Origin of the sequence: Enterococcus sp. AZ062 (genome assembly GCF_051715065.1) — a bacterium.
Taxonomy (GTDB): domain Bacteria; phylum Bacillota; class Bacilli; order Lactobacillales; family Enterococcaceae; genus Enterococcus_B; species Enterococcus_B mundtii.
Genome location: NZ_JBIOTB010000001.1, coordinates 800,001 through 813,624, shown reverse-complemented (window position 1 = coordinate 813,624; position 13,624 = coordinate 800,001). Strand labels below are relative to the sequence as shown.

Genomic DNA, 13,624 nt, shown 5'->3' with positions numbered 1-13,624 from the left:
ATTCACATAAAGACTCCATTTTTGTGCGATCTTCCCACTTAGTTTTTACTTGGAAGGAAAGACTTGCGAATAATTTTCATCAAAATAGATCAACGTCTGTAGCTCAGTTGTCAGATCGATGTATTGCATATGGACATGTGGCGGAACATTGACACGATCTGGCGCAAAGTTCAAGATCGCAGTAATGCCTCCTTTGACGATTTCGTCGATGGCTGCTTGTGAATACTTACTTGGGACAGTTGATATCGCCACTTTGATTCCTTCTTTTTCAACGATTTCACTAAAGCGATCCATAGGATAAACCATCACACCTTCGATTTCTTTTCCGACGATGGCTGGATCATTGTCAAATACACAAACAATATTCAAATTTGCATTTCTTCTGAAATTATTGTGTTTCAATGCTTTTCCTAAATTCCCAAAACCAACTAAAGCGATTCTTTTTTCTTCTTCTGTGTTCAAAATTCGATCAAATACTTCAATCAAATAGGGAACATCGTACCCATAACCGCTTCGTCCTAATTCCCCTAAATGAGAAAAATCTCTACGGATCGTGGCAGAAGGTACTTGTGTGATCTCACTAAATTCATTTGATTTGATCCGCTGCACACCAGAATCATTCAACATGTTCAAGTAGCGTAAATATAAAGGCAACCGTTTCGCTGTTGCTTTAGGTAACGTTTCTGATTTTTCTCGCATATCGTTTCTCCTTGTTAATCATTTCACATAATTTTAGTTTAGCATGGAACAAGGAACCTCGCAATAGGAGGAAGCTTAACTCCTTTAAAAACAAGAAAAAATAAGGCACTATCCACAAAAATTTGACCTACAATTTCCGTGGATGGCGCCTTATTTCTCGAGGCTAAACAATTTTCTCGACTTCTTTCACCTGTCTACTTCTTGAGACTGGAACTTTTATTACGAATGATCGACTCGTACAAGAAGTACAAATTCATTCTTCTAAAGTAAATCAGAAAATTCTTCTACTTGTTCTTTTGCTGTTTCTGTGTGGATCGTTTCGATCTTTAAGCCTGCCAAAGCACGTTCGATCATCCCATCGATATCCAAACGTTCTTCGTATTGATGCACTTTTTCTAGTCGTGGACGAGTCTTAGGCTGTGGCGGTGCAAAAATCGTGCAGCAGTCTTCAAATGGTTGAATGGACAAATCAAACGTATCGATTTGTTCAGCCACTTCGATGATCTCTAATTTATCCATCGTCGCTACAGGACGAATGATCGGTGTATTCGTGACCTCATTGATTGCCACCATACTTTGGAGTGTTTGGGAAGCCACCTGTCCTAATGATTCACCATTTAAAATCACTAGTCCATGACGAATACGGCGGATCTCATCTGTCAAACGAAGCATCATCCGACGTGTGATCGTCATCCAGTAGCCTTGGGGCACCACTCGTTTGATCTCTTCTTGCACTTCTGTAAACGGTACTTCGATAAATTCAATTTTACCAACATAGGGTGTCAGCTTCACTGTTAAGTCTTTCGCTTTTTGCAAGGCTTGTTCACTCGTGTAAGGTGGACTAGCAAAGTGGACAGCTTCAATTTCTACCCCACGTTTCATGGCAAAATAACCGGCAACTGGAGAATCGATCCCTCCAGAAAGCATCAACATACCTTTTCCGCTTGTACCGACAGGCAGACCGCCAGCTCCTTTGATCGTTTCATAGGAAAGATAAGCCCCATCTCGGCGGATTTCCACACGCAACGCAATATCTGGCTTTCTCATTTGTACTTGGATATCCGGAAAAACATCGATGACTGCATTTCCTAATGCTTGGTTTAGTTCATTGCTGTCCAATTCAAAGCTATGATCACTACGTTTTGCAATGATCTTGAATGTTTCTTTTCCTGTATAGATTTCTTGCATGATTTCCTGAACCGCTTGTTTTAAACTTTGTACTTCTTTTTCTACTCGCACGCTAGGTGAAAAGTTTTGGATCCCAAATATCTTCGCTAACTTAGGGATAACTAAGTCTCCGTCTACACCATTCAACAGTAGATGCATCCGATCACGCTCTGCGTGGATCTTGATTTCAGGAAAATCGCTCAATGCCTGTCTGACATTTTGTGCCAACTGCATAATAAAACTTCGACGATTTTTTCCTTTTGTTGAAAGTTCACCATAGCGAACCATGATTTCACTGTACTTCACAAAAACACTCCTCTGTTTCTTAATTGATGACTGAAAATTTCTTGTACAACTGTTTAAAGATGATCATGAATTGTTCGACTTCTGCCATCGTATTGCTTTCATCTAAGCTGACGCGAATCGCTGAAGTAGCTAAATCATTGGGTACTTGCATCGCATGCAGCGTACTACTTGCCATGTGCTTTCTAGAAGAACAAGCGCTTGTCGTAGAGACAAATATTTGTTTTTCTTCTAATGCATGGACCAATACCTCACCACGAATACCTTTTAATGAAAAACACAAAATATGGGGTGCGTAATCTTCACCTTCAGAAAAAATCGTTACTTTATCATACGTATGTAAAGCTTCAATCAATGCTTGTTTAAGATAGGCAGTTTGGTTTGGTTTTTGTGCTTTGATATCTAGAGCTAAACGCAGCGCTTTTGCCATCGCGACGATCCCCGGCACATTCTCTGTTCCACTCCGTTGATTTTTCTCTTGTCCGCCTCCAGTGAACAGCGGTGCTAAACGTCGGCCTTTTTTCCAATAAACAAAACCAACACCACGAGGCCCGTGGAATTTATGGGCAGAAAAAGTGGCAAAATCCACACGTTCAGTCAACCATTCCTCTAAAGGAACTTTACCAATCGCTTGTACCGCATCCACATGGAAATGGATTTTAGGAAAATCATTTAAAAAACTACTGATTTCTTTGATTGGTTGAATCGCACCTACTTCATTATTCACTGCCATAACGGAAACCAAAATCGTTTCTTTACGCACTAATTTTTTTAACTCATCTACGCGGACGATCCCTCTTTTATCGACAGGAGCAATACTCACTTCGATACCGAGTTTTTTTAACTGCTCAGCTGTTTCACTGACAGCAGGATGTTCAACGCCTGATATGATCATGTGGTTACCGTAACCTAGTTTTTCAAGCATCGTTCCTTTAAGCACCCAGTTATTTCCTTCTGTTCCACCTGACGTGAAATACACTTCTTCAGGAGACACAGCAATCAGTTCAGCGATTTGTTTTCTCGCTTGTTGTAGCAGACGGTTCGCCTGATTGCCTAAATCGTGTAGACTTGATGGATTCCCGATGATCCGTTGACTTGTTTTGACATACGCATCCAAACTTTGCGGATAGATCGGTGTTGTCGCACTATTATCGAAATATATCATATTTAAACCTTCTTTTTTTGAAATTCTTACCTATTATAACGGTTGTCCCTTGTGCTTTCAAGTGGCGTTTTCTCCGAGTTGGACTCTATAAAAAAATCGATCGAATCAATGTATTCCCTGCCCAACAGTTACGCATCAATGACTTCCAAAAAAAGACAACACTCGGCACTTGCCTGTGTTGTCTTTTTTGATCGCAGGATTATACTAAATCAGGATGATTGAAGTAAAAATCTTCGATTCGTTTGAATGCACCTGGTTCTGTGCGCTCTAATGCTGTGCCGATCTCATCCAAAGCCTCTTGATAGTGATATTCTTTATTGAATAAGTAATAACTCTTTTCAATGGCTTCTTTCACTTCTTCATGTGTGTGACGGTAACGGTTCGCATATTGCAACATTTGCTCGGTTAATGCTGCTGCATCCACTAGATCGTGGGTTTTCTTATCGAGTAACTCTAGATCTTCTTCACATAATGCTACAAGACGTTCGACCTCATCCATGTTGACTCTGATTTTATTCAACACAGTACTCAATTCTTCGATACGTTCTGTTGCCACAAAGAAAAACTCTAGATAATCATTTGGCAAACCTGGTAATCGTTGTTTTTCAACAAACCGTTTAAGACTGCGCAATTTAAATTCGAATGTGTCGATTTTTTCTTGCGCTTCTTTTTCACCTTTTCTTAGTTCGTGTAAAGAATCGCTGATTTCAACCTGTTGGTTTTCAATATCTTCTAATACTTTGAAGACTTTCTTATAGAACGTTCTTACTTCTGAGTAAGGCACTTCATGTTGTTGTAACTGTGGTTTGATTTGTTCGTTTTGACGTTCGATTTCTTCCACTTCTGTTTGGAAACCACGTACACGCCCGATTTCGTTATGGTTCAATGTATAACTTTGAGCGGTATGATCTAATTCGATCAACAATTGACGATTGTTTTTCGTCGCATGTTTGATATATTGTTCGATCGTTGCTTGATTTTTAGTCACAAATACTTGTGCTTCCATCTCACGTTCTAAAATATCGTATAATGCATCGATCAGATTAGCCGTTTCACGATTTTCAAATTCAACAGTTTCAACTTCCGTTTTCTCAATATTGATCAACGAACGTTCGATTCGACGATTGATCGTTTCGATATCGCCAGACAGGTTTTCTTCTGGAAAAACATACTCCTCTTTGATTAAGCGGTCATAGGTCTCTTGGATCTCTTCCACTTGCGCCGGGAAAGTCGTATTCAAATCTTCAAATAATGGCGGGATTTTTTTCATTAACGCATCCACTTCATACGTGTGTTTTTCCGCTTTATCCAGCACTTCACGGGCTTCAACTGGATCACCTGAAGTATTTAACGTAACAAATTGTGTAAACTCATTTTCAATCGTTTTCACTTGCTTTTGTAACTCAGGTAAAGCTGGACCGTATTGCTGTTCTTCTTCTCGGATCGTTGCTTTTAGTTCCTCATAAACGTCTAAAGCTTGTTGAACAGCTAGGGAATTACGTTCTTCTGTTTCACGCAATTCTTTTAAGCCGTCACGAATCTCCGCAACTTCTTTTTCCATTTGGTTCATGGTTGCTTCGGCTTCTTCTACTGCTTTTTTCCCTTTTAGGAATCTAAAGCTCTCGTTGAGATTTTCAACTTCAAAGATCTGACTTTCTAACTCGGCAAATGATGAGGTAGAGATGTCATTCCATTTTTGACTCCATTCACGAAAGGTATTTTGGCTTTGCCCCACTAGATGCATTTTTTTGACATCGTCAACTTCTTCAATCACAGGCAAGTCGAATAATTCTTCCTTGCGTTTTTCTAAGACGTCCAATCGATCTTGGTTTTTTTTCTTCATTACGTAACTAACCAAAAAAGCCAGAATGGCGACTATAATGATTGCAATGACGATCCCGATGATAACATTATTTCCCATTTAAGGTTCCTCCGTTTTCAATATGCATCTACTGTCTCTATTTGTTTATGATCAGACGAATCTGATTTGCATAACATTGTAAATACGTCTTTCGTGCAAAAAGACATCTATTTTATATTATAACATACTATGTTCAGTCATACACTACCTACATAAAAAATCTTTTTTGCTATCTTTCTACCAACTAAAATGAGAAGTCCTTATCAAAGACTCGTTGAAGAATTTTCTTCGGCAAACTTTAGTCGCTCTGCCTTCTTCATTTGCTCCTTGATTTCCTTTGCGATCCTTTCTTCAGGTGCATAATCCTTTTGCCAATTGTCTGGCTTCAATACTTTGTTTGTAACAGGATCGTAGTGAGGTTTTCCATCTGGAAACAGTTTTCCCATATTCGCTTGATGGACAATATCAAAAATCCTCGTAGGATCAACGCCCAGCAAAGAAAAAGAGCCATACGTAAAATAAAGCAAATCAGTCAGCGCATCTACTTGCTCAACGAGACTTTCCTCTCCCCAATTTTGTTTTGTGAGAATCTTTTTTTCTGCTTGATCAAGTGCATCATGCAAATATTGGACGGAATCATGCAATTTTTTTGCATCACCGTCACTGGCTGCTGCCACAAATTCAACTAACTCTTCGATTTTAAAACCCGCTCGGTCATCGGCATGTTTTTTTGTAAATGCAGTGGGTCGCTCTGGTATTCTTGGATCGAACGTCCGATGGAATCGTTCTACTTTTTGATAAGGTGTTTCTGGCTCCATAATGATTCTAGTCCTCCTAACTGACACACATTCAATCAACTATCCCAAAATGCTTCAAACCTTTATAAATACCATCCGCTTCATTCGAAGCCGTGACAAAATCAGCTTGCTGCTTCACACCAGTTGGCGCATTGCCCATTGCAACACCAATTCCAACTCCTTTTAGCATTTCAACATCATTGTAATGATCCCCAAACGCCATGATTTCGGACAATGCAATTCCTTTATTTGTCGCAAATTGTTGGATTCCTAACAATTTGGACCCCCCTTTAGGAATAATATCGACCGTATAAGGATTGGAACGTTGGAACGAACACTCTGGGAATCGTTGGTCAAGCTTTTCTTGCTCAGATGTTTGGCTCAATAAAATACATTGATAAATCGGCTCGTTCAAGATCGCTAATGTTTCATATCGTTTTCGTTGCCGATGGGGACTGAACACTTGCAAGATTTTTTTCAATAGACGTACAGGGAATTTTTTGGGTAAGTGATTGACGATTTTTTTGATGATGATCGATTGTCCTAGCATCATTGTCGTTGAACCATCTAGTTGATCTCGCCCACCAAAAATGATTTGTCGGTGATGGGCATCCGAAAAGTGGACGATATCCGCTAATACTGTTTTATCAAAAGGATGGTCGACGATCGTTTGATCACGGTCAAAGACTAATTGACCATTATAGACGACGAACATGTCTAGTTCAAGTTCATCGATCACTTCTTTGATTCTTACAGGGCTGCGCCCAGTGGCAACACCGCATAATATGCCCTTTTTTTGTAGTTGATCAATCGCATCTTTAGTTGAAGCCAACGCTTTTGCTTGGTTGTTGACTAATGTGCCATCGATATCAAAAAAAACTGCTTTGATCATGTCGTTCCATCACCTCTTCCGATTATTATTTAGTAAAAATTTCTAGTTGAACAGTTTCATTTCTTATTAGTAAGGCGTGCTTGCTACTTTTTATATAGAGTGGTTACAACAGCCAGGTCTTCAAAACAAATCGATTTGTTTTGGGTTAAGCTCATCTGGTTCGATCCCTAAGATTTTTTGTAATGCCAAAGCATTTTCAGCCGCATCTCCACCAGAGTTATTATTGAAGATCACCCCAACATGTTTTGTTGCACCATCTACTTTTTTGATGGCTGCTGCTAATTCCTGTAATTCTTCTTCAGAATAGCGATACAACGTTCTTTTTTTACGCCAATCCTGATCATTTGCTTGCCAACCTTGCTCATTTCTTCCATGAAAACGGAAAAGGGTAAAATCCCTATTTGTTACATAAGGATCAAAAGGAATCGTCGTATTCAATAATTGTGGTTCATCAATGATTGCTAAGGAAAACATTGCTTTAGTCATAAATTGTCTTGTTCGAGATAGAAACTGTTCACTATACCAAGAATAATCACGTAACTCGATCGCTATCGGATAGCCGGTGAACCATTTTCTTAGTTTTCTTAAATACGCTACATTCTCTTTCGTACACTTGAACGAAGCGGGAAATTGAACGAGGAAACAAAAAAGTTTTCCTGCTTCATACATTGGCGCCATCACGTCTAAAAAATGCTCGATCATCTCTTCTTCTGATTGATAGTACTTCTGCCAGTCGCCTTGACCACTGATTCCTTGGTAAGCTTTCATCACGAAGCGAAAAGATGCTGGTACTTCATTCACCCACTTCTCCACAGATGACTTTCTTGGGATACCATAATAGGCGGTATCTAATTCGACTAATGAAAGGACACTCGCATAATCGTAAAGAGTATTATTCTTTTTTCCTGTTAATTTGTCATGTTCTTTAAATGAAGTCAAGCCAATTTTGATCACGACGAATCACTTCCATTCGTTTAAATTCATTTTATCTTTGTTCCCAAGTTTTTCTGTTTGATTCATTCATAGCAAAACTCTTTTATATAGTATACAATAAGCTAGAAACCCTATGCAAAATTATTCGTGAGGAAGTTCTGAAAATGAAAAAAATTCTTATCTTACACACAGGCGGCACAATCGCCATGAAAGAAAATTCTTTAACAGGTGGCGTGAGTCCAGATGTGGCTAACCCACTATTAGATGCAGAAGTAACGATTCCAGAAAATGTTGATTTGATCATGGAAGATATCTTTAATCTTCCTTCTCCGCACATCATGCCTAAACATATGTTACAACTTAAAGAAAGAATCAATCAAGCCGTTCTTTCTGACATCCAAGGTGTCGTGATCACGCATGGGACAGATACGTTGGAAGAAACAGCATTTTTTCTAGACTCAACGATTGGTGATAAATTACCGATCGTCTTAACAGGAGCGATGCGTTCAAGTAATGAGTTAGGTAGCGATGGTCTATATAATTTTGAAAGTGCGATTCGGGTAGCAAGTTGTGATGAAGCAAAAGACAAAGGTGTTTTGGTCGTGATGAACGATGAGATCCACTCAGCACGCTATGTCACTAAAACCCACACGACTAATGTTGCTACTTTTCGCACTCCTACGTTAGGACCAATTGGTTTGATCACTAAAAATCGTATATTGTTTATGCAAGAATTACTTGAAGCGCAAAGACTAGATATCGCATCAGTCAAAGGAACGATCCCAATCGTCAAAGCCTATGCGGGTATGCAAGGTGATTTATTAGAAGCACTTGCCCATTCGAAAGTCGACGGTCTGGTCATTGAAGCTTTAGGCGCTGGGAACCTGCCTCCGCAGGCATTAACAGCATTAAAGAAACTCTTGATCCAAAAAATACCAGTAGTCTTGGTTTCTCGTTGTTTCAACGGAATCGCTGAACCCGTCTATGATTACGAAGGTGGCGGAAAAGAACTCGCAAGTATGGGCGTTATTTTTTGTAATAGTATCAATAGCCAAAAAGCTAGAATAAAACTTTTGATTGCCATTAACGGTGGCTTGTCAGAAGAACAGTTGATCAAATTTATGACACAATAGAAATCAAATTGAGTAATACAGGGCTTGCTCGTCTCTTCATATGGAAAACTCAATAGACGCTACAATCACATCATTGTTAAACGGAGTTCCAAATGAAACTCCTTTAGAAATAAGCGCGAAAAAGAAAGTGAGACAAAAATAAAATTCATTTTTGTTTCTATCCTTAAAAGCGAATAAACGGTGTTCCAGAAGTAACTCCTTCGGAAATAAGCCGAGAAACCCAAAAATTTGAAAAACAATTTTCGGGTTTCTCGGCTTATTTCTCGGAGCTGAACACTTCTGTCACAACCTCTTTTCGCGCTTATTTATCAAAGCAAAACATGTCACAATCTTGTCTCACTCGATTTATTTTGTTTCCTCATTTTTCTCCCATAAGATATTCGCTGCACAATAAAGTTGCTCTTGCATTCTGATCTCATGTCTCGTTTTTACCTCTGTTCCAGAAACTGTTTGTTCATAATGACTCTCGATCTCATTGCCATATTCAACCTCTTTATCAAAGCGGATCAACACATGTTTAGGTGTATGTGTTGTCAGAAAATCATAACCTAAAACATCAATGATCCAGTTGAAATACATCGCATTGTTCACATGTTGATTGCTGTCAATATCATAAAATCGAACACGATATGGCAACATCAAGCCAGATTCGATTGGCTCGATTTTTTCTTGTCGTTTGATTTTCTTGATTTTTTCGCTTTCAAAAGGTGCAATGATTTCTTCGTTCACGCTACTCATCTTACGGTTCACTAGATCCATCAAAACAAATACAGATTCGATTTCAACTAATTCATTTCCTTCTTCATCGTGGATCCAAAAATTACGATAGCAAAAGAATTTATTATACTGCATCGCTTGTGTAGTAATAGCGATTTTTTCACCAACATGAGGCAAGCGATTGATTTTCATCGAATAGTTCGTGATTACCCAAGTTAAGCCAAAGCTACTGACAAAGTCGGTTCCTAGGCCCAAATGATCACTTTGTTCTTCCGAAGTCTTGATGACCACACCTAGCATGGACGGAAAAGTCATTGTTTTATTGATATCACATTCATAATAAGATACTTCATGTTTTTTTGTATATTTTTGTGCCAAAAGAAAACCTCCAATTACTTCTTCATTAATATATGATCGACCTGTGTCCCATAACTCTCTCCAAACATATTGAGATGCGCCAACAAGTAATAGAGTTGATAAAGTGGTAAACGACTCTCCCAGCCCTCTTCCAATGGCCAGCTTTCTTGGTAAGCTTCCAGGAATTCAGGACGAAAGCCACCGAACAACTGACTCATCGCAATATCTTGTTCACGATTCCCATAAGAAACTGCTGGATCGATAAACACTGGTCTTCCTTGTTTATCATAGAAAACATTACCACTCCACAAATCTCCATGCAAGAGGCTAGGCGCAATCTTTCGATGATCGTCACGATTTAGTAGTTCTTTTTTTAACCGCTGATACTCTTTTTCACGTGTTTCATTCCATCGATTGTTTTTCTCCGCAATGTCGATTTGAGCCTCCAAGCGATTTTTGAAAAAGAAGGTCCACCAATCTTCTTCAAATGTATTGAGCTGTGGTAAACTGCCTAGATAATTGTCCTTGCGAAAACCAAACTGGGGAGCAGTCGAACGATGGATCTTTACTAGGTCTTTTGCCAGTTCTCGAGGATCACCTTTCCCTGGTTCGATCCATTCCATCAATAGATAGGCACCTTCATTTGTTTCGCCTAACATATAAGTTTCAGGTACACGTACATGTGGTGCAAGTTCTTTCAGACCATCCACTTCTGCTTCAAAAAAGCGTTTGGTCACATGAGGATGGATTTTTAGAAAATAGGATTTTTGCTGTTCTTCAATTCGATAGTTTTGATTCACATCTCCCCCAGTAATCGGTATCACCTTACCACTTAAACGAATCTCTGTTAACACTTCTTGGATATCCATTTTCACTCCTCCTTGCTATTTCACAAGATCGATCATTCATCGATCAAGTACACCCGCAACAACTCCTATATCATTTTAAAGTATAACACAGGTATTTATAAAATCCTGAAATCAAGAGATAAACAAAAAAAGACACAGAAAACTACAAAGTTTTCTGCATCTATTTTGATTTGTTCTTAAGCTAATGCCCCCATTGGGTCCCAAGGAGCTAATAAAATTGGTTCAGCATTAAATGCGGCCAGTTGTTCTTCCGTCAATAAATCTTTGCGGACAACAATTTGATACGTATATTCATCCATCCACTCATCACTCATCACAAAGAACCCTTTATCTCCTACTTTTTCTCCCCAGCTGTTTTCGACTTTCCATTTCGTTGATTTCCCATCAACTAAATCGACACCAGTCAGGACCATCGCGTGAGTCATCAAGCTTTCGCCATGATCTAAACGTTCTGCTTTCGTCATAGAAAAATCTAAATCGAATAATTCATCCATCTCATAAACATCTGTTGCCATGATGCCACTATCTCTTGTAGAAGATTGACCAACGTCACAACCAAACCACACAGATTCTCCTTGTTCCAGTTGAGCGATTGCTAAATTTTTAAAAGTAGTCATATCGACATTAAGGTATTTGACTTCTTTTCCTCCGACAACATTCCCTAACATTTCAACTGTATAAGAGCGATCATACGGTTTGTCTGCGGTCGGTGCATTGATGATACTTACATAATCATCTAAATTCACACCAATATATTTATCGTAAAACATTTGTGGAGTCAATTGTTGATCGATATGGTAATTTTTTTCTTCATCTCGGTATTCAAAATCAAATTCAGTTGGCGGAGTGCCTAAAGAGGTTGTTAGAAATTGATAGATCCCAGCTAACATCTTTTCTTTTTCTACTTGGATCTCTTCATTTGTTTTTCCTTCAGCCACTAATTGACGTAATTTGACAGCATCTTTACGCAATAATTTATTCAAGTAGTTATTCAAATCACGAGAATTTGAACTATTCGCGCTTTCTGGCATCACTGATTTTGGTACGACACCATATTTTTGGAATAATGATACGATCATATCCCATTGTCCACCATCTTGTTGGGGAACAGCCAGTAAAAAAGCGACTTTACGACTGTCTAATGCTTCATTGCCAGTTGCAAGAATATTTTCATAAAAATAGTTTGCTTTCTCGTATTTATCCCAAAAGAAAGTATAATTTTGTGATAATTCAAATTCCTTTAAGTGGAATTGATTCAACAATTTGTGACGGAATGTATTCAACGCCGCAAACATCCAGCAACGGCCAGATTGTTTTTGGTTTGAGACTTTTCCAGTCGCTAGATCTACAGAAAATACCGGTGTGTTTTTTGTATGTGAAGCAATATTTTCTGCTGAAGCTGTGATCCCATTCTTTACAACAGCATTTTGTAAGGCTTGTTGCTTTTTATTCGTTTGAAATTGATCGGCAAATTTTTTTGTCATATCTGGTGTAATTGCGTTCATTTAATCATCCTTCCCGATTGAAAATATATCTCCATTTTACTCTTTAACCCTTTGAATTACAACGTGCTATTCTGAAAATTCAGAACAATCATGCGATTCAATCTACCTATTCTCATTATAAAACAAAAAAATCCAGAAGAATTCTTCTGGATTTTGTGTAGTACTCCGGCAGTAGGACTCGAACCTACGACATCATGATTAACAGTCATGCGCTACTACCAACTGAGCTATGCCGGAATCAAATTACATAAATATAATATCAATTTTCATCATATAACGCAATACTTTTTTTCAATTTTTCAAATAATTACTAATTAACCATCGTTATTTTATATTTGTGAAAAACAACTCAATTTCTTTTAAATGTCGTCTGTTCATAGAGAAAAGTTATTGACAAATGACCATAAATTAGTTATCATATTTAGGTAGTAAAAATGCCGCTTTAGCTCAGCTGGTAGAGCGCTTCCATGGTAAGGAAGAGGTCGACGGTTCAAGCCCGTCAAGTGGCTTTTTGTAAGACAGCGTTACTTAGACGTTGTCTTTTTTATTTCTTCAGGATGTTTGAGCTTATTGCTTTCTTTTGCTCTATAATTTATGGGACTGATGAATCAGAATTGATTCTTCAGTCCCATTTGCATTTTATGTATTTAAATAAAACATATCGTTCTCTAGTATGATTCAATTACCACAAAATAAACAACTGAGAGGACGATATGCTCTATGAATGATCCTATCAAAAAATGCTGAGATTAATAGATAAAAATTTGACGATTACTGAGTTCTCTTATGAGATTTTTCATAAAGAAAAGACATTGATCATTAATGCTATTCTCTCACCTGATCCTCGTGCCTGTAAAAGTTGTGGTTCTACTGTGATAGATGGAAACGGGAAATCAATTGTGGTGAAAATGGGAAGAAGGAAATCATTGTCCATTTTGAACAATACAATCATATGCTAATGATTATACGCTTAAAAAGCAACGTTATACCTGTAAAAACTATTATTGATCGATTGCTTAGATTTTTCACTCCCCTAAAGGAGGCGTACCCCGTTTTCCATATTGACGAAGAGCCATTTTCTATGTAAAAACGACAAAAAAAACACAACAAATTTTGTTGTGTTTCAAGTACTCCGGCAGTAGGACTCGAACCTACGACATCATGATTAACAGTCATGCGCTACTACCAACTGAGCTATGCCGGAATAATAATACCAGCGTGGCGGC

Annotated in this window: 11 protein-coding genes, 3 tRNA genes, 1 rRNA gene and 1 pseudogene (1 of these 16 running past the window's edge); 3 read left to right on the top strand and 13 right to left on the bottom strand. The window is 38.4% G+C overall.

The genetic code is table 11. The features are described 5' to 3' along the window. Positions 1-45: 45 nt before the first annotated feature. The 7 genes from IGJ00_RS03815 to IGJ00_RS03785 form a co-directional block, all read right to left on the bottom strand. Positions 46-699 (bottom strand): redox-sensing transcriptional repressor Rex, encoded by a 654-nt coding sequence (locus tag IGJ00_RS03815; RefSeq protein WP_010736081.1) that lies wholly within the window; start codon positions 697-699, stop codon positions 46-48. Between the two features lie 261 nt (positions 700-960). Continuing rightward, positions 961-2,172, bottom strand: a complete 1,212-nt coding sequence (thiI, locus tag IGJ00_RS03810) for a tRNA uracil 4-sulfurtransferase ThiI (protein ID WP_066026446.1) — start codon at positions 2,170-2,172, stop codon at positions 961-963. Between the two features lie 19 nt (positions 2,173-2,191). Next, positions 2,192-3,334, bottom strand: a complete 1,143-nt coding sequence (locus tag IGJ00_RS03805) for a cysteine desulfurase family protein (protein ID WP_019723566.1) — start codon at positions 3,332-3,334, stop codon at positions 2,192-2,194. 199 nt (positions 3,335-3,533) lie between these two features. Next, positions 3,534-5,255: a septation ring formation regulator EzrA gene (locus IGJ00_RS03800; protein WP_019723567.1), complete on the bottom strand. Its 1,722-nt coding sequence runs from the start codon at positions 5,253-5,255 to the stop codon at positions 3,534-3,536. A 203-nt stretch (positions 5,256-5,458) separates the two neighbouring features. Further along, on the bottom strand, positions 5,459-6,013 hold the full coding sequence (locus tag IGJ00_RS03795; protein WP_066026447.1) for an HAD family hydrolase: 555 nt from the start codon (positions 6,011-6,013) through the stop codon (positions 5,459-5,461). Positions 6,014-6,044: 31 nt separating this feature from the next. Beyond that, entirely contained in the window at positions 6,045-6,884 is an 840-nt protein-coding gene (locus tag IGJ00_RS03790; protein ID WP_019723569.1) for a Cof-type HAD-IIB family hydrolase, read from the bottom strand. A gap of 120 nt (positions 6,885-7,004) precedes the next feature. Then, complete coding sequence (locus IGJ00_RS03785; protein WP_065095652.1) at positions 7,005-7,838, bottom strand: DUF72 domain-containing protein; 834 nt, start codon at positions 7,836-7,838, stop codon at positions 7,005-7,007. Between the two features lie 143 nt (positions 7,839-7,981). On the opposite strand from IGJ00_RS03785, the gene IGJ00_RS03780 reads away from it, so the two are divergent. Beyond that, entirely contained in the window at positions 7,982-8,950 is a 969-nt protein-coding gene (locus IGJ00_RS03780; RefSeq protein WP_010736088.1) for an asparaginase, read from the top strand. A gap of 345 nt (positions 8,951-9,295) precedes the next feature. Here the strand turns inward: IGJ00_RS03780 and IGJ00_RS03775 are convergent, their stop codons facing one another. The 4 genes from IGJ00_RS03775 to IGJ00_RS03760 all read right to left on the bottom strand — a co-directional run bounded on the left by IGJ00_RS03775 (position 9,296) and on the right by IGJ00_RS03760 (position 12,635). Further along, positions 9,296-10,045: an acyl-ACP thioesterase domain-containing protein gene (locus tag IGJ00_RS03775; protein WP_438844132.1), complete on the bottom strand. Its 750-nt coding sequence runs from the start codon at positions 10,043-10,045 to the stop codon at positions 9,296-9,298. A 14-nt stretch (positions 10,046-10,059) separates the two neighbouring features. Further along, positions 10,060-10,893, bottom strand: a complete 834-nt coding sequence (locus IGJ00_RS03770) for a fructosamine kinase family protein (protein WP_195273362.1) — start codon at positions 10,891-10,893, stop codon at positions 10,060-10,062. 176 nt (positions 10,894-11,069) lie between these two features. Then, entirely contained in the window at positions 11,070-12,398 is a 1,329-nt protein-coding gene (locus tag IGJ00_RS03765; RefSeq protein ID WP_023519252.1) for an aminopeptidase C, read from the bottom strand. Between the two features lie 163 nt (positions 12,399-12,561). Beyond that, a tRNA-Asn gene (locus IGJ00_RS03760) sits at positions 12,562-12,635 on the bottom strand. A 199-nt stretch (positions 12,636-12,834) separates the two neighbouring features. Here IGJ00_RS03760 and IGJ00_RS03755 point away from each other — a divergent pair. Both IGJ00_RS03755 and IGJ00_RS03750 read left to right on the top strand, forming a co-directional pair. Then, a tRNA-Thr gene (locus IGJ00_RS03755) sits at positions 12,835-12,907 on the top strand. 231 nt (positions 12,908-13,138) lie between these two features. After that, positions 13,139-13,397, top strand: a pseudogene (locus tag IGJ00_RS03750) (ISL3 family transposase); the annotation flags it as partial. 131 nt (positions 13,398-13,528) lie between these two features. Here IGJ00_RS03750 and IGJ00_RS03745 read toward each other — a convergent pair. Together IGJ00_RS03745 and rrf are read right to left on the bottom strand one after the other, a co-directional pair. Then, a tRNA-Asn gene (locus IGJ00_RS03745) sits at positions 13,529-13,602 on the bottom strand. Positions 13,603-13,614: 12 nt separating this feature from the next. Continuing rightward, positions 13,615-13,624, bottom strand: a 5S ribosomal RNA gene (rrf, locus tag IGJ00_RS03740); it runs 106 nt beyond the window's last position.